This window comes from Pseudomonas fluorescens (genome assembly GCF_900215245.1).
In the GTDB taxonomy this organism is placed as follows: Bacteria; Pseudomonadota; Gammaproteobacteria; order Pseudomonadales; family Pseudomonadaceae; genus Aquipseudomonas; species Aquipseudomonas fluorescens.
Genome location: NZ_LT907842.1, coordinates 3709172 through 3731800 on the forward strand (window position 1 = coordinate 3709172; position 22629 = coordinate 3731800).

At 61.0% G+C, this 22629-nt stretch carries 20 protein-coding genes; 11 read left to right on the top strand and 9 right to left on the bottom strand.

The features are described from left to right. Window positions 1-96 precede the first annotated feature (96 nt). The 6 genes from adk (at window position 97) to CPH89_RS17225 (ending at window position 4401) form a co-directional block, all read left to right on the top strand. Window positions 97-744 carry an adenylate kinase gene (gene adk / locus CPH89_RS17200; RefSeq protein ID WP_053254708.1) on the top strand — a complete coding sequence of 216 codons (648 nt, stop codon included), beginning with the start codon at window positions 97-99 and terminating at the stop codon, window positions 742-744. 90 nt (window positions 745-834) lie between these two features. Then, window positions 835-1521 (top strand): tRNA (adenosine(37)-N6)-threonylcarbamoyltransferase complex dimerization subunit type 1 TsaB, encoded by a 687-nt coding sequence (gene tsaB / locus CPH89_RS17205; protein ID WP_053254709.1) that lies wholly within the window; start codon window positions 835-837, stop codon window positions 1519-1521. A gap of 160 nt (window positions 1522-1681) precedes the next feature. After that, a complete protein-coding gene (locus CPH89_RS17210; RefSeq protein ID WP_053254710.1) occupies window positions 1682-1984 on the top strand; it encodes a hypothetical protein in 303 nt (100 codons plus the stop codon). Beyond that, the gene (locus CPH89_RS17215) at window positions 1984-2844 is read left to right on the top strand and encodes a DUF72 domain-containing protein (protein ID WP_053254711.1); all 861 of its coding nucleotides are present in this window, start codon (window positions 1984-1986) and stop codon (window positions 2842-2844) included. Before CPH89_RS17210 ends, CPH89_RS17215 begins: the two co-directional genes overlap by 1 nt. A gap of 27 nt (window positions 2845-2871) precedes the next feature. Then, window positions 2872-3699, top strand: a complete 828-nt coding sequence (locus CPH89_RS17220; protein WP_053254712.1) for an isocitrate lyase/PEP mutase family protein — start codon at window positions 2872-2874, stop codon at window positions 3697-3699. 3 nt (window positions 3700-3702) lie between these two features. Continuing rightward, the gene (locus CPH89_RS17225) at window positions 3703-4401 is read left to right on the top strand and encodes an extensin-like domain-containing protein (RefSeq protein ID WP_053254713.1); all 699 of its coding nucleotides are present in this window, start codon (window positions 3703-3705) and stop codon (window positions 4399-4401) included. A gap of 3 nt (window positions 4402-4404) precedes the next feature. Here CPH89_RS17225 and CPH89_RS17230 read toward each other — a convergent pair whose 3' ends face one another. Continuing rightward, window positions 4405-5025, bottom strand: a complete 621-nt coding sequence (locus CPH89_RS17230) for a hypothetical protein (RefSeq protein ID WP_053254714.1) — start codon at window positions 5023-5025, stop codon at window positions 4405-4407. Between the two features lie 96 nt (window positions 5026-5121). Here CPH89_RS17230 and CPH89_RS17235 point away from each other — a divergent pair, with 96 nt between their 5' ends. Beyond that, window positions 5122-5904 carry a class I SAM-dependent methyltransferase gene (locus CPH89_RS17235; protein ID WP_053254715.1) on the top strand — a complete coding sequence of 261 codons (783 nt, stop codon included), beginning with the start codon at window positions 5122-5124 and terminating at the stop codon, window positions 5902-5904. 1142 nt (window positions 5905-7046) lie between these two features. Here CPH89_RS17235 and CPH89_RS17245 read toward each other — a convergent pair. Further along, the gene (locus CPH89_RS17245; protein WP_053254716.1) at window positions 7047-7682 is read right to left on the bottom strand and encodes a TetR/AcrR family transcriptional regulator; all 636 of its coding nucleotides are present in this window, start codon (window positions 7680-7682) and stop codon (window positions 7047-7049) included. Window positions 7683-7775: 93 nt separating this feature from the next. Here CPH89_RS17245 and CPH89_RS17250 point away from each other — a divergent pair, with 93 nt between their 5' ends. The 3 genes from CPH89_RS17250 to CPH89_RS17260 are packed head-to-tail and all read left to right on the top strand — an operon-like array spanning window position 7776 to window position 12544. Beyond that, window positions 7776-8876, top strand: coding sequence for an efflux RND transporter periplasmic adaptor subunit (locus tag CPH89_RS17250; protein WP_053254717.1), 1101 nt, complete (start codon window positions 7776-7778; stop codon window positions 8874-8876). 6 nt (window positions 8877-8882) lie between these two features. After that, on the top strand, window positions 8883-11948 hold the full coding sequence (locus CPH89_RS17255) for an efflux RND transporter permease subunit (protein WP_053254718.1): 3066 nt from the start codon (window positions 8883-8885) through the stop codon (window positions 11946-11948). A gap of 2 nt (window positions 11949-11950) precedes the next feature. After that, window positions 11951-12544: a LysE family translocator gene (locus CPH89_RS17260; protein WP_053254719.1), complete on the top strand. Its 594-nt coding sequence runs from the start codon at window positions 11951-11953 to the stop codon at window positions 12542-12544. 537 nt (window positions 12545-13081) lie between these two features. On the opposite strand, the gene CPH89_RS17265 is transcribed toward CPH89_RS17260, so the two are convergent. From CPH89_RS17265 to plsB, 3 genes are read right to left on the bottom strand one after another with little or no spacing between them, the layout of a single operon-like run. After that, complete coding sequence (locus CPH89_RS17265; RefSeq protein WP_053254720.1) at window positions 13082-13771, bottom strand: DUF4197 domain-containing protein; 690 nt, start codon at window positions 13769-13771, stop codon at window positions 13082-13084. Between the two features lie 39 nt (window positions 13772-13810). Continuing rightward, window positions 13811-14212 (bottom strand): YbaY family lipoprotein, encoded by a 402-nt coding sequence (locus tag CPH89_RS17270; protein ID WP_053254721.1) that lies wholly within the window; start codon window positions 14210-14212, stop codon window positions 13811-13813. Between the two features lie 51 nt (window positions 14213-14263). Beyond that, a complete protein-coding gene (gene plsB, locus CPH89_RS17275; RefSeq protein WP_053254722.1) occupies window positions 14264-16768 on the bottom strand; it encodes a glycerol-3-phosphate 1-O-acyltransferase PlsB in 2505 nt (834 codons plus the stop codon). Window positions 16769-16950: 182 nt separating this feature from the next. Between plsB and CPH89_RS17280 the strand changes: the two genes are divergently transcribed. Next, window positions 16951-17160 (top strand): cold-shock protein, encoded by a 210-nt coding sequence (locus CPH89_RS17280; RefSeq protein ID WP_003219353.1) that lies wholly within the window; start codon window positions 16951-16953, stop codon window positions 17158-17160. A 140-nt stretch (window positions 17161-17300) separates the two neighbouring features. On the opposite strand, the gene CPH89_RS17285 is transcribed toward CPH89_RS17280, so the two are convergent. The 4 genes from CPH89_RS17285 to CPH89_RS17300 form a co-directional block, all read right to left on the bottom strand. Then, window positions 17301-17678 carry a hypothetical protein gene (locus CPH89_RS17285; RefSeq protein ID WP_014717220.1) on the bottom strand — a complete coding sequence of 126 codons (378 nt, stop codon included), beginning with the start codon at window positions 17676-17678 and terminating at the stop codon, window positions 17301-17303. A gap of 54 nt (window positions 17679-17732) precedes the next feature. Further along, complete coding sequence (locus CPH89_RS17290; protein ID WP_053254723.1) at window positions 17733-18542, bottom strand: putative RNA methyltransferase; 810 nt, start codon at window positions 18540-18542, stop codon at window positions 17733-17735. Beyond that, the gene (gene dapE, locus CPH89_RS17295; RefSeq protein ID WP_053254724.1) at window positions 18542-19693 is read right to left on the bottom strand and encodes a succinyl-diaminopimelate desuccinylase; all 1152 of its coding nucleotides are present in this window, start codon (window positions 19691-19693) and stop codon (window positions 18542-18544) included. The genes CPH89_RS17290 and dapE overlap by 1 nt, the downstream gene beginning before the upstream one ends. Window positions 19694-19947: 254 nt before the next feature. After that, window positions 19948-22539 (bottom strand): glycosyltransferase, encoded by a 2592-nt coding sequence (locus CPH89_RS17300; RefSeq protein WP_053254725.1) that lies wholly within the window; start codon window positions 22537-22539, stop codon window positions 19948-19950. Between the last annotated feature and the right edge of the window lie 90 nt (window positions 22540-22629).

Consider the following 22629-nt stretch of genomic DNA (forward strand, 5'->3'; position numbering starts at 1 on the left):
GCTTGGGCCCATATTTTCACGAGCCATATTTTTACGAGATTGGCCCCACGCGGCGAATCCGAGCGTCATCTCTATAAAAAATTGAGGAGCACATCGATGCGCGTCATTCTGCTGGGAGCTCCCGGGGCCGGTAAAGGTACTCAGGCAAAGTTCATCACTGAAAAATTCGGCATTCCACAAATCTCCACCGGCGACATGCTGCGCGCGGCCGTCAAGGCTGGCACCGAGCTGGGCCTGATCGCAAAAAGCGTGATGGACAGCGGTGGCCTGGTTTCCGATGACCTGATCATCAACCTGGTCAAGGAACGCATCAACCAGGACGACTGCAAGAACGGTTTCCTGTTCGACGGCTTCCCACGCACCATTCCCCAGGCTGAAGCCCTGGTGAAGGCGGGCGTCGAGTTGGATGCCGTGGTTGAAATCGCGGTTGAAGACGAAGAGATCGTGCAGCGTATCGCCGGTCGTCGTGTTCACGAGGCCTCGGGCCGCGTGTACCACACCGTCTACAACCCGCCCAAGGTTGAAGGCAAGGACGATGTGACTGGCGAAGACCTGGTACAGCGCAAGGACGACACCGAAGAAACCGTGCGCCATCGTCTGTCGGTCTACCATTCCCAGACCAAGCCACTGGTGGACTTCTACCAGAAACTGTCGGCTGCTCAGGGCAAGCCGAAGTACAGCCACATTCCTGGCGTGGGCTCGGTAGAAGCGATCACCGCCAAGGTGCTGCAAGCGCTGAGCTGATCAAACGCTTAGCTGCATGCACAACGGCCCGCTTGCGGGCCGTTGTTGTTTATACTGGCGCACTTTTTTCCGATTTGGACACCTACACTGATGAGCACCCTGCTGGCCCTGGACACCGCGACTGAAGCTTGCTCTGTTGCCTTGCTGCACGATGGCAAGGTAACGAGCCACTACGAGGTGATCCCGCGCCTGCATGCGCAGAAGCTGTTGCCGATGATCAAGCAACTGCTCGAAGACGCCGGCACCAGCCTTGCTGCGGTCGATGTCATTGCCTTTGGGCGTGGCCCGGGCGCGTTTACCGGCGTTCGCATTGCGATTGGCGTGGTGCAGGGCCTGGCGTTTGCGTTGGAACGCCCGGTGTTGCCGGTCTCCAACCTCGCGGTGCTGGCCCAGCGTGCGCTGCGTGAGCACGGCGCCTCGCAAGTGGCGGCGGCCATTGATGCACGGATGGATGAAGTCTATTGGGGATGCTACCGCGAGACAGCTGGCGAAATGCGCCTGGTGGGCGTGGAAGCCGTGCAACCGCCGCAAGTCAGCGCGTTGCCCGTGGATGCCAGCGGTGACTGGTTTGGCGCCGGTACCGGCTGGGGTTATGGCGAGCGTATCAATGTGCACGTGGTCGGCCAGGACGCCGCCATGTTGCCGCATGCCGAAGACCTGTTGACCCTGGCGCGCTTCGCTTTCGAGCGTGGCGAAGCGGTCCCCGCCGATCAGGCTGCACCGGTTTATCTGCGCGATAAAGTGGCGCAAACCAAGGCTGAGCGCGGGATTATTTGACGCCAAAAAAGCGAGATTTTTGTGGCGATTTTCGCCAATCGTCAGAATTTGACCGGGTTTGTAAACCTTTTACAAATTATGTGTTCTAGTTATCACCAGAGCATTTGCGCACATCGGAAAGTGCCGCTAAATTGCCATCATTGATACCGAGTCTGCATGTATGCGTATAGACGGCTTTTCCTCACAGTCCTACCCCCTCAAGCGTAAGCCACGTAAGGCGAACGTGACGGTAGACGATTCCGTCGAGGATTCGCCGGACTTCATTGAGGTCCAGTCCGACGTGCAGTCCAACGCCCAGGCGTCCGCCGGTGCGCGTATCAGTGGTCTTCCCGCCCGTCAGCAAGACATGGTGTTCCACCGTTCCATGAGCAAAAGCGTCGCCACCGCCCTGGCCAGCTACCTGACCACCGCCGGCTTTGTCGAATGGGATATGGAAGTGCTGGGTCTCGACATCCACATCTGATGCGCCTGCCTTACTTTATTGGTTGCCCGTCCTGGAGTGAAAACGCCTGGCGCGAGTACCTGTACCCGGCCGACGCGCGCTCCAGCGATTACCTCGCCCTGTACTCCCAGGTCTTCAACGCCGTTGAAGGCAACACCACTTTCTATGCTCGCCCCTCGGCCGCCACGGTGCAGCGCTGGGCTGAAATCATGCCTGAAGATTTTCGCTTCACCGCCAAATTCCCGGGCGACATCAGCCACGGTGGCGACTTGCGCGAGCAGTTGCCGGCGGCGGAAAGTTTTGTCGGCCTGATGAGCCCATTGGGTGCGCGTGTTTCGCCATTGTGGCTGCAACTGTCGGCGAGCTTTTCGCCGCAACGCCTCGGCGAGCTCGCCGGTTTTATTGATGGCCTGGAACGCCCGTTGGCCGTGGAAGTCCGCCACCCGGAGTTCTTCGCCAAGGGCGATGCCGAACGCACGCTCAACCGCTTGTTACGTGACCGTGGTGTCGAGCGGATCTGCCTCGACCCCAGAGCCTTGTTCAGTTGCACGTCCACCTCGGCCGCGGTATTGCACGCCCAATCGAAAAAGCCCAAGGTGCCGCCGCGCCCAGCAGCGCTGACCCAGTTTCCCCAAGTGCGTTTCATCGGCCATCCGGAGCTGGAGGCCAACGACCCGTTTTTGCTGCCGTGGGTGGAAAAAGTCGCCGGCTGGATCGAAGAGGGGCGCACACCCTACGTCTTCCTGCACACCTCGGATAACCGGCTCGCTGCGCAACTGGCGCTGCGCTTTCATGAAAAACTGATGGCCCGTTTGCCGGGCCTGCCGCCGCTGCCGACCTTGCATCGAGAACCCGAAGCGGAGCAACTGGGGTTACTCTAGGGCTCCTTTTTCCGCCAGGAGTGAGTCATGGATGCCCAAACCCTTCGCGCCGAAACCTTCAAGGCGTTGCATGAACGTGATCGCGCGTTCGTGATGCCCAACCCATGGGATGCGGGCTCCGCAATCATGCTGGCCAGCCTCGGCTTTGAAGCCTTGGCCACCACCAGTGCGGGCTATGCGTTCAGCCTGGGGCGGCCGGATGCGGAAGGTGCGTTGTCGCTGGAGGACACGTTGGCTAATGCTACTTCGATTGTCCGGGCGACCGCGCTACCGGTGGCGGCGGATCTGGAAAACGGTTTCAGCGATACGCCCGAAGGCTGCGCCCAAACCATCCTGCGCGCAGCGGCTACGGGAATTGTCGGCGGCTCCATCGAAGACGCCACGGGCATTGCCGTCGATCCAATCTACCCGTTCGATTTGTCTGTTCAACGCGTCGAAGCGGCGGTTGCCGCAGCGCGTAGTTTGCCGTTCGCGTTCACGCTGACCGCCCGCGCGGAAAACCTCCTGCATGGCCGCCTGGATTTGCCTGACACCATCCGCCGGTTGCAGGCCTACGCCGAAGCCGGTGCCGACGTGCTGTATGCCCCTGCGCTAAGCAGCGCCGAGGAAATACTTGCAGTGGTCAAGGCCGTTGCGCCCAAGCCGGTGAACGTGTTGATGTCCGGCGGCTTGAACCTCAGCGTGGCGCAATTGAGCGAGATGGGCGTGCGGCGCATCAGTGTCGGCTCGGCCATGGCGTTGGCGGCGTATGGCGAGTTTTACCGCGCCGCGCAGGAGGTGTACGCGCTGGGCACCTTTACCTTCACCGAGCGCAAGATGCGGTTCAGCCAGGCCAACCAGTTCTTCAAGGGCTAAGCCGTGCGTTTTTTTAAAGTGCTCGGTGCGCTGCTGGTGCTGGCCGGGGTGTTTGCCTTGGGTGTGTGGCGAGGCTGGGTGCCGTTGCCCAATGAATGGAACCCCTGGGCGCCGCTGGATGTGCGCACCCGCCCGAACCTGTTGACGCGCTTCAAACTCGGGCGGCTGCAGGATGATCCGGCGCTGTGCGAGCAGGTGCTGAAAACCTCTGGTTTACGCGTCAGCCATCAGGCAGACAGTCCGGCTGACGCCGCGTGCCCATTGCGCAACATCTTGCGCGTGCAAGGCGCCGACGTGGCCTTGAGCAGCAGCTTTCTTGCCAGTTGCCCACTGGCCGTAGCGTTTGCCTTGTTCGAGCGCCATAGCCTGCAACCGGCCGCCCAGGCGGTATTTGGCCAGGCGGTGACGCGGGTCGATCACTTGGGCAGCTTTGCCTGTCGCAACGTGTATAACCGCGCGGAAGGGCGGCTCAGTCAACACGCATCGGCGAACGCCCTGGACATTGCCGGCTTCCGCCTGGCGGATGGGCGCAGCATCAGTGTGCTCAAGGACTGGCCGGGAGCAGGCGATGGCGCGCGGTTTTTGCGGCAGGTGCGAGAGGCAGCCTGCGCGGATTTCAACGTGGTGTTGAGCCCGGACTACAACGCGGCCCATCGTAATCACTTCCATCTGGACATGGGGCCCTGGTGGGTGTGCCGCTGAGGGTCAGGCGGCGAGGCGCAGGTTGTTGACGATCAGGGGGCGCGCCCAGTGGTAATCGAAGTCCAGCGCTTTCTGTTGCGCTGCCAGTGCTTCGGTCGGGTACGGCGTGGCGGGTGGTGGCAGCAGGTCCAGTTCGAACTCGGCAATCGGCAGGTGCAAGGGCTGTGGTTCCGGTGCCGGGCCTGGCGCGGGCAGTGGTTGACCGGCGTTCAGGACAATCGGGCGTACCCAGCTGCTTTCAAAGGTTTGCTGGCGCTGCTGGGCGACGATTTCTTCTGCCGGGAACGGTACAGGGGGCGGTGGCAGCAACTCGGTTTCAAATTCGGCGATGGGCAGGAACAGTGGCTCCGGCGGCGCGATCTCGGTTTCCTTCACATCGCACTCACGCTGGGTGAGGATCTGTGACAACAGGTCGGCGCCTTCGCTGGGTTCCAGCGCCGGGTCTCTCGGTGCCGGTGCCTTGGCGGCGAGCGCCTGCGGCGTATCGCCGAGCTGTTCGGCCAACGCACGGGCGAAGAAGTCCTGCCACACATGACTCACGCCGGCCAGCGCTTGAGTATTACGCAGGCCGTAGTGGTTGTGGGTCGGCAGTACACCGATAGTTAGGGGAAGAATGTCTGACATTTTTCTCGGTCGACGCTCAGCTCTGGCAAAATACCTGACTGTTGTTTTTATCGGCCGTTATGTGCCGATCCTTAATATTTTTGAGCGTAGCGATTGATGAGCGAACTACCAGCGGCCAGCCGCATTCGGGTCGAGGCCTTGGCCGAAGGTTTTACGGCGCGTGCCGAGCAGTGGGCTTCGTTGCTGGGCCTGCCGTTGCACCTGGAGGAAGCGGACTTTTCCCTGCAAGTTGGTGAGCACGGCCTGCAACTCCAGCAGCTTGGGCCTGACGCACCGGGGCCGGTGCGCGTGGACTTTGTCGAGGGCGGCGCAGCTCACCGGCGTTTGTACGGCGGAGGCAGCGGGCAGATGATCGCCAAGGCGGTCGGCGTTGCTCAGGGGGTACGCCCGCGTGTGCTGGATGCCACGGCAGGCTTGGGCAAGGACGCGTTCGTGCTGGCCAGCCTGGGCTGCGAGATGAGCCTGATCGAGCGTCAACCGCTGATTGGCGCCTTGCTCGAAGACGGCCTGGCACGTGGCGCGGATGATTTTGAAGTGGCGCCTATTGTGGCGCGCATGAAGCTGCTCAAGGGCAATTCCATCGATGTGATGCTCAATTGGGAGGGCGAACCGCCGCAGGTGATCTACCTGGACCCGATGTTCCCTCATCGTGAGAAAACCGCCCTGGTGAAGAAGGCAATGCGTTTGTTTCGGCCGCTGGTTGGCGATGATCCCGACGCACCGGCGTTGCTGGCGGCCGCGCTGGCGTTGGCCAGCCACCGGGTGGTGGTCAAGCGTCCGCGCAAAGCGCCGTGCATTGAAGGGCCGAAGCCGAGCCATGCGCTGGATGGTAAATCGAGCCGGTATGACATCTATCCGAAGAAAGCACTCAAGCCTTGAGGGCCTCATCGCGGTATAGGTATCTACGCAACTCTTTGTGTCGCTTTAAGCCTGTGAGGGGTTAGGTAGGTTGAGTACATATCCGTTGCTGCGGTAACGGCTGCTTAGGGTTCCGCCCTTACGGCGGGTCACTTTTTTACAAACGCCTAAAAAAGTAACCAAAAAACGCTTTGCCCCACCACTCGGTGCCTCGCCTGGGCTCGGCATGCCCTCTCTCCGGCTTGAATCCGTGGGCCGCCGCAATGGGCCATCCCTGGCCCAGTGCGGCTAACCCGGCGTCCTGCCGGGTTACCCACGGATTCAAGCCTGCGTTCGGCCATCGTGGTTAACGGGGCCTGTCAGATCAAGATCAACAGCAGATCAACAGCAGAGCACGGCGGCCTAGTAGCTGACCTGAGTGGTTGAAGCAAAAGCAGATCAAAAACACAGCAGAAGCAGATTAGAAGCTGCTCAGAAGCAAAACTGCTTTTCTGTGGGAGCTGGCTTGCCTGCGATGCGGGCACCTCGGTATATCAGTGAGGCACAGTCGATGCCATCGCAGCGGTTCGGCGATCCGACAAGCCAGCTCCCACATTTGACTGAGTTTAGTCTCCAAGATCAGGTCGGCTGTCAGGCCGCCTCGGTTTTGCTTTTGCTTTTGATCTAACCACTCAGGTCGGCTACTAGGCCGCCGTGCTCTGTTTTTGATCTTGCTCTGCTGTTGATCTTAGGCGCCCCGTTAACCACGCTGGCCGAACGCAGGCTTTGGAGCGTGGGTAACCCGGCAGGACGCCGGGTTAGCCGCGATGGGCCAAGGATGGCCCATGGCGGCGGCCCACGGTCTGAAGCCTGCGTGAGGGCACACCGAGCCTAAGCGAGGTGCCGAGTGGTGGGGCAAGAGCCCTTTTGGTTGCTTTTGGGGCTCTTTTCCGAAAGTGACCCGCCGTAAGGGCGGAACCCTAAGCAGCCGTTACCGCAGCAACGGATATGTACTCAGCGCCCCCCGACAACCACAGCACTCAATCCGTAAAAAAATGTGTAGATACCTATGCTCATCGCAGGCAGGCCCTGCTCCCACAGGAGAATGCATTCCAGCATGAGAACACGGTCACCGGTGGGAGCTAGCTTGCCTGCGATAGCGCCGGTGCGGGCGGCGCAAGGCCTCAGGGCCGATAAGCCCGCATGAACAACCCCACCACTTCCTGCACATGGGCTTCGGCGGCTTCTTCATCCAGTGGCCCGCCGCAGCCATACAGCAAGCAGAAGTTCGCCGTGCCCTTGAGCAGGCAAAAGAAATGCTCGGCCGCCGTCAACGGTTTGTCGATGCTCAGGGCGCCGCTCTGGTCGATCCGGCTGAGCAGGCGCTCCATGCCCTGCAGCATGCGCATGGGGCCGGCTTCAAAGAAGATCTGCGAGAGTTTCACGTCCTGATTGCCGGTGGTCATCATCAGGCGATGCAGGTTCACCGACTCCTCGCTGTTGATCAGCCGATGGAACCCCCGCGCGATATTCAGCAACACAGTCTGCACCGGGATGTCTTCGGGCAATTCGAAGTACATCACCGGCAGTTGCTCCTCGCACTTGGCCACGACGGCGGCGGTGAACAACGTCTCTTTGTCGGTGAAGTGGCTGTAGACCGTCAGTTTTGACACGCCGGCCTCGAGGGCCACGGCATCCATGCTGGTGCTCGCGTAGCCATTGCTCAAAAACAGGATTTTAGCTGCTTCGAGGATTGCCTGGCGTTTTGCCATGTCCTTGGGACGCCCGGGGCTATTGGTGTTCACTGGATTGTCGGACATTTTCACCTTTAATACTGGACTGGCGAGTTTGGTATTAATAACATACTGGCCAGTATAATTATTCCTAGCTCCATTTGCGAAAGGTCCTTCAGCATGCGCAGCACTTTCCTGCCCCTTGCGTTGCCTGTCAGCCTGGTCTTCCTGTTGGCCGCCTGCGGCCATGAAGAAGCGGCCCAAACCACCGTCCGCCCGGCCATGGTGGTGCAACCGCAGCCTTCGGCCCAGGCGATGGACAGCTATCCGGGTGAGGTGCGCGCCCGGTATGAGCCGGATCTGGCCTTTCGTATCGGCGGTAAAGTCAGCAAGCGGTGGGTGGAGGAGGGCGAGCGGGTCAAGGCTAACCAGCCGCTGGCAGAGCTCGACCCACAGGATGTGCGCCTGCAACTGGAAGCCACCCGTGCCCAGGTCGCCGCCGCCGAGGCCAACCTGAGCCTGGTGCGCGCCGAGCGTGACCGTTACAAGACCCTGATGGACCGTCAGATGGTCAGCCGCTCGCAGTACGACAATTCCGAAAACCTTTACCGATCCGGTGAAGCGCGCCTGAAGCAGATCAAGGCTGAATTTGATGTGTCGAGCAACCAGGCCGGCTATGCGGTGCTGCGCGCGCCCCAGGACGGTGTTGTCGCCAAGCGCGCGGTGGAAGTCGGCCAAGTGGTGTCCGCCGGCCAGACGGTGTTCACCCTGGCCACCGATGGTGAGCGCGAAGTGCTGATCAGCCTGCCCGAGCAAGGCTTCGGCCGGTTCAAGATTGGTCAGCCGGTGTCGGTGGAACTGTGGAGCCAGCCAGACCAACGCTTTGCCGGGCGCATCCGTGAGTTGTCGCCTGCGGCTGATCCCAAGTCGCGTACCTTCGCCGCCCGCGTCGCCTTCACAGGTGGCAAAGTCCCGGCCGAACTGGGCCAGAGCGCCCGAGTGTTCATCCAGGCTGACGGCGTAATTCCTCTGTCGGTACCGCTGTCTGCGCTCAGTGCGGAGAACGGCGCGTCCTATGTGTGGCGTGTGCAAGCGGACAACACGCTGAAACGCACACCGGTGCGCATTGGCGCCTTCGGCGAAAAAACCGTGCCGGTCCTCGAAGGCTTGGCCCCCACCGATTGGGTGATTGCAGCGGGCGTGCATGTGCTCCATGAGGGCCAGCAAGTGCGCCCGGTGGATCGCTCCAACCGAGTTGTGAATCTGGCGGCCAAGGAGTAGTCCCCGATGGGTTTCAATCTTTCCGAATGGGCGTTGCGTAATCGCCAGATCGTACTGTTCCTGATGATCCTGCTGGCGGTGGTCGGCACGCTGTCCTACACCAAGCTGGGGCAAAGCGAGGACCCGCCGTTCACCTTCAAGGCCATGGTCATCAAGACCAATTGGCCCGGGGCCACCGCCCAGGAAGTCTCGCGCCAGGTCACCGAGCGTATCGAGAAAAAACTCATGGAGACGGGCGACTACGAGCGCATCGTGTCCTTCTCGCGGCCCGGTGAGTCCCAGGTCACCTTTATGGCCCGCGACGCGATGCATTCCGCGCAGATTCCGAACCTGTGGTACCAGGTGCGCAAGAAGATCAGTGACATCCGCCAGACTTTGCCGCCGGATATCCAGGGGCCGTTTTTCAACGATGAATTCGGCACCACCTTCGGCAATATCTACGCGCTGACCGGCGACGGCTTCGACTACGCGGTGCTCAAGGACTACGCCGATCGCATTCAGATTCAACTGCAACGTGTGCCGGATGTGGGCAAGGTCGAGCTGCTTGGGCTACAGGATGAGAAGATTTGGATCGAACTGTCCAACCTCAAGCTCGCCACCCTCGGCCTGCCATTGGCGGCAGTGCAGCAGGCATTGCAGGAGCAGAACGCCGTCTCTACGGCCGGCTTCTTTGAAACCCCGACCGAACGTGTGCAGCTGCGCGTGTCAGGCAATTTCAAAACCGTGGAGGAGATCCGCAATTTCCCGATTCGCGTGGGGGACCGCACGTTCCGTATTGGCGACGTGGCCGACATCCACCGTGGCTTCAACGATCCGTCGGCGCCGCGCATGCGTTATATGGGCGCGGACGCCATCGGCCTGGCGGTGGCCATGCGCGATGGCGGCGACATTCTGGTATTGGGCAAGGCCCTTGAAGGTGAATTCGCACGCCTGCAGAAGAACCTCCCGGCTGGCATGGAACTGCGCAAGGTGTCGGATCAGCCGGCGGCAGTGAAAACCAGCGTCGGTGAGTTCGTACAGGTATTGGCCGAGGCGTTGGCCATCGTCTTGCTGGTGAGTTTTTTCTCACTGGGGGTGCGCACCGGTATGGTGGTGGCCCTGGCGATTCCGCTGGTGCTGGCGATGACCTTTGCCACAATGTATTACCTCGGTATCGGCCTGCACAAAATCTCCCTCGGCGCGTTGGTGCTGGCCTTGGGTTTGCTGGTCGACGACGCCATCATCGCCGTGGAAATGATGGCGATCAAAATGGAGCAGGGTTACGACCGGCTCAAGGCCGCCAGCTTCGCCTGGACCAGCACGGCGTTCCCCATGCTGACGGGCACCTTGATCACGGCGGCGGGCTTTCTGCCGATTGCCACCGCACAATCGAGCACCGGCGAATACACCCGCTCGATCTTCCAGGTGGTGACCATCGCGCTGCTGGCCTCGTGGGTCGCTGCGGTGGTGTTTGTGCCGTACCTGGGAGAAAAACTCCTGCCGGACCTGGCGAAAATTCACGCGGCCAAACACGGCACCGATGGCCCCGACCCCTACGGCACGCCGTTCTACCAACGTGTAAGGCGTTTGGTTGAATGGTGTGTGCGTCGCCGCAAGACCGTGATTGTCCTGACCTTGGCGCTGTTTATCGGCTCGGTGGCGCTGTTCCGATTTGTGCCGCAACAGTTCTTCCCCGCTTCCGGTCGCCTGGAATTGATGGTTGACCTGAAACTGGCGGAAGGCGCCTCACTGAGCAACACCGCCGACCAGGTCAAACGCCTGGAAGCCTTGCTCAAGGAGCACGCAGGCATTGAAAACTATGTGGCCTACGTTGGCACGGGTTCGCCGCGTTTCTATCTGCCCCTGGACCAACAACTGCCGGCCGCGAGCTTCGCGCAATTTGTGGTGCTGGCCAAAACCATCGAAGAGCGTGAAGGCCTGCGTACCTGGTTGATCGAAACCCTTAACGAACAATTCCCCGACCTGCGCTCGCGGGTCACGCGCCTGGAGAACGGCCCGCCAGTGGGCTATCCGGTGCAGTTTCGTGTGACCGGTGAACACATCGAGGAAGTTCGTGCCTTGGCCCGCAAAGTGGCGGCCAAGGTTCGCGAAAATACCCATGTGGTCAACGTGCACCTGGACTGGGAAGAACCGAGCAAAGTCGTCTACCTCAATATCGACCAGGACCGCGCCCGTGCCCTCGGCGTAAGCACCGCCAACCTGTCGAAGTTCCTGCAGAGTTCGCTGACCGGTTCCACCGTCAGCCAATTTCGCGAGGACAACGAGTTGATCGAAATCCTCCTGCGCGGCACCGTGCATGAGCGCACCGAGTTGTCATTGCTGCCAAGCCTGGCGGTGCCGACCGACAATGGCAAAAGCGTGGCGCTGTCGCAGATTGCTACCCTCGAATACGGCTTCGAAGAGGGCATTATCTGGCATCGCAACCGCCTGCCGACGGTCACCGTGCGCGCCGACATCTACGGCAAGGAACAACCGGCGACGCTGGTGCAGCAGATTCTGCCAACGCTCGCTGACGTGCGCGCAGAACTGCCGGACGGCTACTTGCTCGAAGTCGGCGGCACCGTCGAGGATTCTGCCCGTGGCCAGAACTCGGTCAAGGCCGGTGTGCCTTTGTTCATTGTGGTGGTGCTGACCCTGCTGATGCTGCAACTGCGCAGTTTCTCACGCACGGCGATGGTGTTTCTGACGGCACCGCTGGGCTTGATCGGGGTGACCTTGTTCCTGTTGGTATTCCGTCAACCCTTCGGCTTTGTCGCCATGTTGGGAACCATCGCCTTGTCGGGGATGATCATGCGCAACTCGGTGATCCTGGTGGACCAGATCGAACAAGACATCAAGGCTGGATTGGCACCGTGGCAGGCGATCATCGAAGCCACCGTCCGACGCTTCCGCCCGATTGTGCTGACAGCCCTGGCGGCGGTGCTGGCGATGATTCCGCTGTCACGCAGCGTGTTCTTCGGGCCGATGGCGGTGGCGATCATGGGCGGATTGATCGTGGCAACGGCGTTGACCCTATTGTTCTTGCCGGCCCTGTATGCTGCGTGGTTCCGAGTGAGGAAGGACGTCGCGTAATCATGCTGGCCACCGTTTCAGCCCTGATGTTGTTGTTGCTCGCCCCAGGCCCGACCAACACCCTGCTGTTCCGTGCGGGGGTGTTGTTCGGCTATCGGGCGTCGTGGACGCTGGTCTTTATCGAATGCCTGGCCTACTTGCTGCAGGTGTCGGTGTGGGGCGTGGCGTTGCTTTATCTCGCGGCCTATTCGCCAGGGATGTTGAACATCACGCAACTGGGGGCGGCCTGCTACCTGCTGTATGTCTCGTTCAGGCTGTGGCAGCGCAAAAGCAGCGCTGTCACTGCGGCCGGCGACGGTTTTTCCGGCCTGTATTTTTTCTGGCTCACCGTGATGAACCCCAAAGGCCTGCTGATCGTTTCGTTTATCGCACCGGCCGACGCCTTTACGTCGCTGCAAGGCTATGTGGGGTTCATGGCCACCCTTGCGATGGTGGTGATACCGGTAGGGGCGGCGTGGATCGTGCTGGGCAGCCGCTTTGAAGGCATTCAGAAGACGTGGTTCACGCCCTTGAAGATCAACCGCGCGACGTCCGTGGCTATCGGCTGTTTCGCGACGATCATGCTAGGGCGGCTGGCGGGCTCGGTTATTCATTGATTTACATGCCGATGCAAACCGCTATCGGCGGCGGTGGAACGTTCCTCTTTTTCACTCCACTCAGCATTGCCTGATGAACAGGCACGGGTTTCGACTTCGCCTGTTGGCGGTCGGGCCCGATTCAATGAGTTTATGGAGTGCCATATGTCGTTTTTTACTGAAATTGCTGCTTTTAAAGGGGCGTTTTTCGGCGCGTTGTTGGGCAATCATTTGCCTTGCAAACAGGTCGAGACCACCAGGCCGCAGAGGCCGGATCATGGAAAGCCCGGGCCTCACCGTCCTCATTCCGTTCAGCCAGTGGTGGGTCACACCCAACCCGCCAAGCCGAGCTACGGTAAACCGCACTCACAGCCACAGCCACAGCCACAGCCACAGCCACAGCCACAGCCACAGCCACAGCCACAGCCACAGCCACAGCCGTACAGGCCTTTGTATCCGCTGTTTCGTTGAGTCGCTAGGCCGCTAGCGCAAGACAACTGCGCCCAGGTGTGTGAGGACCCACCTGGGCGCAGCAGAGTGAAGGGTGACGCTGGGGCATTACAGCGCGCCAAACACCTTCTTCGCCAGGCTGGTGGCTGCCGCCGCAGGGTTCTTGCGAATGGTTTCTTCCTGCTGCGCAATCATTTTGAACAAGCCATCCAGCGCCTGTTCGGTCACGTAGCTTTCGACATTGGCACTTTTGGCATCAACCGCGCCAAAGGCCGCCGCCTTGCCCGCCAGGGCGTTGTATTGCTGGGCGACGCCAACCTTGTCGGTGGCAGCCTTGACGATCGGCAGGAACTTGGCGCGGATCTCTTCGCGGCTGCTTTTGTTCAGGTATTGAGTCGCCGAGTCCTGGCCGCCAGTGAGGATGCCCTTGGCGTCGGTCACGCTCATGTTTTTTACCGCATTGACCAGAATCGGTTGCGCCTGGGTCACGGCGGTTTCAGCCGCCTTGTTCATGCTGGTTTCCAACTGCGTGACTTGATCGCCCATGCCGAACATTTTCAGCTTGTCGGCCACTTTGCCCAGCTTGCCTGGCAGACCAATCTTCACTTGTGGGTTGTTGCTGAAACCACCGGGTACGCCCAGTTGTTTCACGGCAATCTGCGCGCCTTGGGTCAGTGCATCCTTGAGGCCGCCGCTGGCGTCAGCCTGGGACAGGTTGCCAAGTGACAGGGCCATGGCGTTGGCGCCAAGCAGCAGGCCGGCGCACAGGGCCGTGAGGCGAAGGGAGTTACGGAGCATGGGCGCTTCCTTTTGATCGGGCTTAGGGGCTGGAAAGTATCAGTGTGCGACCGCATCCACCCGCAGGCGCAGTGGTTGCGGGTCTTGGCCGTTCAGCTGTACAGCGTGCCGTTCGGTGGTGATAAACAGTAGCTTGCCATCCAGCTCGATGCGAGCGCTCACCGAGTACGTGTGACCTGGCTTGATGTGGGCGGGGTCGTAGCTCAGGTGAAACGGCAGTGGTACCTGGCCTTTTACCGGGCCTTTCTGTTCAGCCAGGGTCACGGCCGGGGCGTCCATCAAGGACACGTCCTGCAGGCTGACGCTCAAGGTGGCGGTGGGCGGCAGGGCGATGCGTTGCAGGTAGAACACTTCACCGTCGAGGCTGGCTTTGGCGGCGGGGTTCATGGACTGGCAGGCTCCGAGCAGGGCGGTCAGGCCGAGGAGGATGATCTTTTTCATGGTGCAGCTCCTTTTCAACGGCGCCGGAATCCCCCCGACGCCTCATTCAATCTAGCGGCTTTCTTCAGGCGCGGCCGGTGCCTCGGCGGCGCCATCGACACGGTGCAACGCCACCTGGCGGATCGACAGGCGAATATCGGCCGGCAACACGCGTTTTGCCGCGCCTTCGGCCAGCTCACCCAGCAGGTCGTGGTAGCTCAACTTACCGGCGGCATCGCGGCGCAGCACATCTTCCTCCAGCAACGTCTGGATAAAATGTCGGAAAAGGCTCTTATCGAAGAATTCCGGGGCATTGAGGCCATGCAGGATCGACAGGCGCTGGGCCATGATCGTGCACAGGTCTTCCAGCTCTTCGGCGCTGATGCTGTTCTGGCCGCTGTTGAGCAGCAGCGAGATCGCCATGTAGAAGCGTTGCAGGGTCTGGGCGATGCTCTTGGACAGCAACGTCAGCAGCACAAAGTGCCGCGAACTCGGGGCCGGGCGCAGGTAGACCTCGTTTTCGAAGCGCAGCAGGCCTTGTTTGACAAACGCCTCAAGCCACTGGTCGACCACCGCGTCCAGCTCCTCCAGCGACCAGCGGATAAACAACTCCGATTGCAGGTACGGGTAGAGCGCGCGGGTGTAACGCAGGATTTGTTCGCGACTCATCCGCGAGCTGCTTTGGAAGAAGCTTGCCAGCAGCGCGGGCAGGGCGAAGATGTGCAGCACGTTGTTGCGGTAATAGGTCATCAGGACGGCATTCTGCTCGTCCAGGTACAGAATCTTGCCCAGGGCGTCACTCTGCTCGGACAGCAGGTCCATGTCCTTGACGTGCTTGATCAACGCCATGCCATCGCCTTCCGGCAAGGTGGTATGCGGCGAGTACGGCACGCGGCGCAGCAGCGCGAGGTACAGGTCCAACTGACGCGCCATGGCCTGTTCGTCCAGGGCCAGGCGGGTGGTGGACAGCAGCGCCAGTGCCACCAGGTTCACCGGGTTGACAGCGGCGGCTTCGTTCAAGTGGCGCGCCACCTGCTCACCGAGGCGGTTGGTGGTTTCGTTGAGCCAGGCGGGTTTGTAGTTCGGCCCCAGTTCCTGGTTGCGCCAGTCGGGTTGCTCGGTGTCGAGAAACTCGGCCAGTTTGATCGGTTCACCGAAGTTGACCGCGACTTGGCCAAATCGCTGCTTGAGCGCGCCGACCACTTTGAAAATATCAAAGATCGATTCTTTTTTCTTGCTCGCGCCGCGCAGCTCGCCGAGGTAAGTGCGGCCTTCCAGCACACGCTCATAGCCGATATACACCGGCACAAACACGATCGGCATGCGCGAAGAGCGCAGGAAACTGCGCAGGGTAATGGCCAGCATCCCGGTTTTCGGTTGCAGCATACGCCCGGTGCGCGAACGCCCGCCTTCCACGAAGTACTCCACCGGGAAACCCTTGGTGAACAGCGTGTGCAGGTATTCGTTGAACACCGAGGTATACAGCGGGTTGCCCTTGAAGGTGCGGCGCATGAAAAACGCACCGCCACGGCGCAACAGGCTGCCGATTACCGGCATGTTCAGGTTGATGCCGGCGGCGATATGCGGTGGAGTCAGGCCATTCTTGAACAGCAGGTACGAGAGCAGCAGGTAGTCGATATGGCTGCGGTGGCAAGGCACATAGATCACCTCATAACCCTGGGCGACCTTTTGCACACCCTCGATGTTATTGACCTTGATGCCGTCGTAGATCTTGTTCCAGAACCAGCTCAGTACCACTTCCAGAAAGCGGATCGCGGTGTAGGTGTAGTCCGAGGCGATCTCGTTACCGTAGCGCAGGGCCTGGGCCTTGGCTTTTTCCGGGGTGATTTTCTCGCGTTCGGCTTCCTCGCTGATGGCTTGGCGCACCAACGGCATATTGACCAGGCCCTTCACCAAATTGCGGCGGTGGGACAGGTCAGGGCCGATCACGGCGGTCTTCAGGTTACGAAAGTGCACACGCAGGATGCGCTGGGCCATCCGCACGGTGCGTTCGTGACCTTTATTGTGCTCGATCAATTCACGCAGGTTGATAGGCGCAGAGAATTGCACGCGGGTCTTGCGGCCCAGGATCAGAATGCTTAACAGCCGGCGTAGACGGCCGGTGACCGCCCAACTGTCGGCAAACAGCAGTTTCCACGGGCTGGACTCGCTCTCGGGCGACTGCCCCCAGAACACGCTGACGGGAATGATTTGTGCATTCTCTTCGGCGTGTTCGGTCAGGGTGTTGACCAGCCGGTTCAGGGTTGGCGGTGCGCCGCGCTTGTCCTGGCGGCCAAGCCAGTCCGGCTCCGGCGTGAGGTAGAAGAACGCGGCGGGTTCGATCAGCGGGCCTACCGATACCGGCAGCACCGGGCGCGGCAGGCCGGCCTTGGTGCACTCGGTATCGACCACGGCCAATTCGGTGAGGGAGGGCGATTGCAGGACGTAGAACACCGGCCGGCTGCGGTCGAGGTTAAGGGTTAGGGACGACTGGTTGATCGTCTCGGAGCGAACCCAGAGGTACAACAGTCGGCGCAAGGTGCCAAACACCAGACGGCGGAACGGGGAGCGGGTCATAGGCGTGCTGCTTCAAGTGGAAAAAACCGAGCAGGCGCTCGGGCGGGTAGTGTGCCGTATTCGCCGAAAATCGGCAAAAAAGCAGCGATGTAAACTTGAGTTGATCGTTTTTGAGCCTGTCTTATACTCGGCAGTTCAATGCGCACGACTCAACAATAAAAATGCAAGTGGGAGTAAGACAGATGGCAACGCGTGAAACCGGCAATGTGAAGTGGTTCAACGATGCAAAAGGCTATGGTTTTATTCAGCGTGAAGACGGCAAGGATGTGTTTGTGCACTACCGCGCCATTCGCGGTGAAGGCCACCGCTCATTGGCCGAGGGCCAGCAGGTGGAATACGCCGTGGTGACCGGCGAGAAGGGGTTGCAGGCAGAGGATGTCGTCGGGCTGTAACCTGTTTTTGCTGCACCGCTGAACCCTTGTGGGAGCGGGCTTGCTCGCGAAAGCGGTGTGTCAGTCACTGTAAAGGCGACTGATCCACCGCTTTCGCGAGCAAGCCCGCTCCCACATTTAATGGGGTTCACAAATCAGCTTCAGGCCGTCTTCCAGGTGATCTGCTCTTCACCGTCCACGCTGATGCGAATCCAGGTGTCAGCGCTTTCCTCGCCTTCTTCCTCAACCCAGGTACCCGGCGCGCAACGCACTTCGACGTTCAGCGCAGCAAACGCCGCGCGGGCGCAGGCGATGTCGTCGTCCCATGGGGTCTGGTCGCTTTCCAGGTACAGGCTGTTCCATTTGCCGACGGCTTTTGGCAGCCAGGTGACCGGCACGCTGCCGGCCTTGCACTTGTAGGTCTGGCCTTTCTGGACCCAGTCGGTGCACGGGCCCAGGGCAGCGCCCAGCCAGGCGGCAATCGCCTTGTGGTCGACGTCGGCGTCCTTCAGGTAAATCTCGATATCAGGTTGGCGCATGGATGTTCCTCGTTGCGGGATTCGAAAATCCATTCGCGGATGCTTAAAAGTTGGTTATTGAAGCACGAAATAATCGTAGCGCATCGACACTGTGACCTGCAGCGGCTCGGCCGCCTCAATCACCTCGGCGCGGCGCTCGGCACTCGCGCGCCAGCCATGGGGCGTCATCGCCAGCAGGTTGGCGCGGTCCTGGGGTTCGGCCAGGCTCAGGGTGAACGCCAGGGTTTCGCTGTGGGCGAGGCTCATGCCGTCCGGCACCAGGGCCAAATGCTTGTCGTCAGTGTATTCACGCACTTCGTCGTACAGGCGCTCGCGCAGCTCCATCAGGTGGCCCGCGGTCGGGCCGACCTTCATCAAGCCGCCGCCGGGGCTGAGCAGGCGTTTGGCCTCTTGCCAGTCCAATGGGCTGAACACGCTGGCGAGAAACTGGCAGCTGGCATCGGCCAACGGCACGCGGGCCATACTGGCGATCAACCAGGTCAGCGCCGGGTTGCGTTTGCACGCGCGCTTGACCGCTTCCTTGGAAATGTCCAGCGCGTAGCCGTCAGCCTCGGGCAAGGCTTCGGCGATTTGCGCGGTGTAGTAACCCTCGCCACAGCCGATGTCTACCCAACGCTGTGGCGCGCGCTCGGCGGCCAGTTCGGCCAGGCGCTTGGCCACTGGTGCGTAATGCCCGGCGTTGAGGAAGTCGCGGCGCGCCTCGACCATGGCCAGGTTATCGCCCGGGTCGCGGCTGTTCTTGTGCTGCACCGGCAACAGGTTCAGGTAACCCTGGCGCGCACGGTCAAAACGGTGCCCGACCGGGCACGCCACGCCATTGTCCACCGCATTGAGCGGTGCGCTGCAAATGGGGCAGGCGAGCATCAGGCGAGCAACTTGATCAGGGTGTGGTAGTAGATTTCGGTCAGCACGTCGAGGTCACTGGCCAGGATGCGTTCGTTAACCTGGTGGATCGTCGCGTTGACCGGGCCCAGCTCTACCACCTGGGTGCCCAGCGTGGCGATGAAGCGCCCGTCGGACGTACCGCCGCTGGTGGACGCCTGGGTCTCGCGGCCGGTAATTGCCTTGATGCTGGCCGATACCGCATCCAGCAACGCGCCCGGTTCGGTGAGGAACGGCAGGCCGGACAAGGCCCATTCCACGTGCCAGTCCAGGCCATGTTTGTCGAGGATCGCCGCAACGCGTTGTTGCAGGCCTTCCACCGTGGATTCAGTCGAAAAGCGGAAGTTGAACACTGCCGTCAGTTCACCGGGGATCACGTTGGTGGCGCCGGTGCCGGAATTGAGGTTGGAAATCTGGAAGCTGGTCGGCGGGAAGAAGGTGTTGCCGTTGTCCCAATGCTCGGCGGCCAGTTCCGCCAGGGCCGGTGCGGCCAGGTGGATGGGGTTCTTCGCCAGGTGCGGATACGCCACGTGGCCTTGTACACCGCGCACGGTCAGGGTCGCGCCGAGAGAGCCGCGACGGCCGTTCTTGACCACATCGCCGACCAGAGAGGTGCTCGACGGTTCGCCGACGATGCACCAGTCGAGGCGCTCCTTGCGTGCCGCCAGACGCTCGATCACCGCCTTGGTGCCATGGTGCGCCGGGCCTTCTTCATCGCTGGTGATCAGGAAAGCGACCGAGCCCTTGTGGTCCGGGTAGTCGGTGACGAACCGCTCGGACGCCACCAGCATTGCCGCCAGGCTGCCTTTCATGTCTGCCGCGCCACGGCCGCACAGCATGCCGTTTTCATCGATCAGCGCGTCGAACGGGTCGTTCTGCCAGGCCTGCACCGGGCCGGTCGGGACCACGTCGGTGTGGCCGGCAAAGCACAGCACCGGGCCTTCGTGTTTGCCGTGGGTGGCCCAGAAGTTGTCCACGTCTTCGATGCGCATTGGCTCAAGCTTGAAACCGGCGTCGCCCAGGCGCTGCATCATCAGCTTCTGGCAGTCGGCGTCAATCGGTGTGACCGACGGGCGACGGATCAGGTCGATAGCGAGTTGAAGGGTCGGCGAAAGGTCGGCATGGGCCGTCATGGGGAAACTCCGGGAAGCGTGTAAGGGGCGCGCAGGACGAATGTGGATACAGATCTTGAAATGGCGCAGGTTCAATGTGGGAGCTGGCTGGCCCGCGATAGCATCGCCGCGGTGTACCTGCCAGGCCGCGGCGTCTGCATCGCAGGCAAGCCAGCTCGCACAGAAAGCAGGGCTAGGCCAAGTCTCACAAAACGGCCGTTATCTTATAGCAAAACGGCGGCCAGAGGCCGCCGTTTAGTGCATTGCGCACGTTTTTACTCTGCCGTTGCCGGCTCACCCTTCGGTGCCGGTTTTGGCAGCGACGAGAGGAACGCCATGATCAACGCCGCCACGTACGGCAGCGATTGCACCAGCAGCATCACGACCCAGAAGCGAATGTCATTGCTCGGCAGGCCCTGCACCAGGTAGATCCCCAGCGCCGCGCCCCACAACAGCAGCATGATGAACATTTCTTCGCGCGCTTCGGAAATGGCTACCCAGAAGCCGTGGTTATCCGCGTTTTTCGGTGTACGAAAGAACGGGATGCTGGTGGTGAAGAAGCCATACAGCACCGCCTTGGCGATGGTGTGAGACAACGCCAACCCGGCCAGGGCCGCGCAGAACGCATCCTTGAGGTTCACGCCGACTGCACGGCGGTACAGGAAGATGATCTTGCCCACCTTGAACACGAACAGCGCCAACGGCGGAATCGCGAAAATCAGCAGCGGCGGATCGACACGGGTCGGCACGATAATCATCGCCGCCGACCACAGCAGCGCGCCGACGGTGAAGAAGATATTCATACCGTCCGCCACCCACGGCAACCAGCCCGCGAGGAAGTGGTAGCGCTGGCCACGGGTCAACTCGGTGCCTTTACCGCGCAAGAGGCTGGCGGTGTGACGCTTGATGATCTGAATCGCCCCGTAGGCCCAGCGGAAACGCTGTTTCTTGAAGTCGATAAAGGTGTCCGGCATCAGGCCTTTGCCGTAGCTGTCGTGGTAATACGCCGCCGACAGACCTTTCTCGAACACGCGCAGGCCCAGCTCGGCGTCTTCACAGATGCACCAGTCGGCCCAGCCCAGTTCTTCGAGTACCGAGCGACGGGTCATGGTCATGGTGCCGTGCTGGATGATCGCGTCGCGGTCGTTACGGGTGACCATGCCGATATGGAAGAAGCCTTTGTATTCCGCGTAGCAGAGCTTCTTGAAGGTGCTTTCGTTCTGGTCGCGATAATCCTGCGGCGACTGCACCACGGCGATTTTCGGGTCGGCGAAGTGCGGCACCATGTGCTTGAGCCAGTTCGGCGACACGCAGTAGTCCGAGTCGATCACCGCGATCACTTCGGCATCCTTGGCGGTGTGCGGGATCAGGTAGTTAAGCGCGCCGCCCTTGAAACCGGCCAAGGGCGAGACGTGGAAGAACTTGAAGCGCGGGCCGAGGGTTTCGCAGTAGTCGCGCACCGGTTCCCAAACCGCTGGGTCCTTGGTGTTGTTGTCGATGATCAGGACTTCGTAGTCCGGGTAATCGAGGGCGGCCAGCGCGTCGAGGGTCTGTTTGACCATCTCCGGCGGCTCGTTGTAGCACGGCACATGGATCGACACTTTCGGGCGGTAGTCCGAATCACCTTCGACCGGCAGGAATTCACGCCGGCGTTTGTGAGTCCATACCGCTTCCGCCAATTCGTGGGCCTCGGTCAGCAACACGATAAACACGCCCAGCGCGCCGAGGGCCAGCAAGATCCCGACGGTCACACTGAACCAGGTGCTGTATTGCTGGCTGTAGTCGTAGCCAATCCACACCAGCACCGACCCGCACAGGAACGCGATGAAGGTCAGGAAGGTCCGGCCACGCTGGCGCAGGGCCGAGCCGTCGATCATCAGCAAGGTCAGCGAGAGCAGTGCAAGCACCACCGAGCCGATGGCCAGCACGCGCCATTGCGGGATCGCGACCACCGGGCCTTCAAAGTTGAATTTCTGCTGACGCGCGGCGTTGTACACACCCCAGTAAGCGCCGGCTGAACCTTCGTCACTGACTTTCCACGGCTGGTCGAAGGCCTCGATCACGAAGTAGTTGTAGCCTTGGCGGTTGAGCTTGTTCACCAGTGTGCGCAGGTAAACCGCCTGGTCTGCCGGGGATGTTTCATTGCCCCCGCGCATGCGGCCGTTGCTCGGCCAGCCAACCTCCGACAGCAGCAGTGGCTTTTTCGGGAACAGTTTTTTCAGGTCCTTGGCACGGTCGAGTACGTACTGGCCGGCCTTGTCCACCGGAATGAATTCCCAGAACGGCAGGATGTGCGCGGCAATCAGGTCGACGTGCTTGGCCAGTTGCGGGTTCTTTTCCCAGATGTGCCATTGCTCGGACGTGGTCACCGGCACTTTTACCGCGGCACGCACGCGGTCCAGCAACACGATCAGCGCTTGTGGGGTGATTTCTTCCCGGAACAACGCTTCGTTACCGACCACTACCCGCACGACGCTGCGCGAACTGTTGGCCAGTTCGATGGCGCGCTGGATCTCACGTTCGTTACGTTCAAGGTCCGGGCTGATCCAGATACCCAGGGTCACGCGCAGGCCGAACTCTTCGGCCAGCTTGGGGATATCGCCCAGGGTGCCGTCGACCGAGTAGGTACGGATGTTGTCCGTCAGCTTGCTCATGATCTCGAGGTCGCGACGCATTTCTTCGTCGCTGGGGTACTGGTCTTTCTGCGGGAACTGGCCTTGCTGGAACGGCGAGTAGGAAAACCCGGAGATCTGTTCGGGCCAGTTGGGGGCAGTGACCGGGCGGTTGATCAGCGCCCAGAAACCGGTAAACAGCGCGGCAATTGCCAGCACCACCACCAGGTTGAGTCCAAATTTACGCGATGACATGGCGATTTCGGGTTCCAAAGGGTGTGGAACGAAAAGAGGTGTCGGCCTACGCCGAACGGCGCGCATCCTACACCGGCCCGTCCCTGAGCG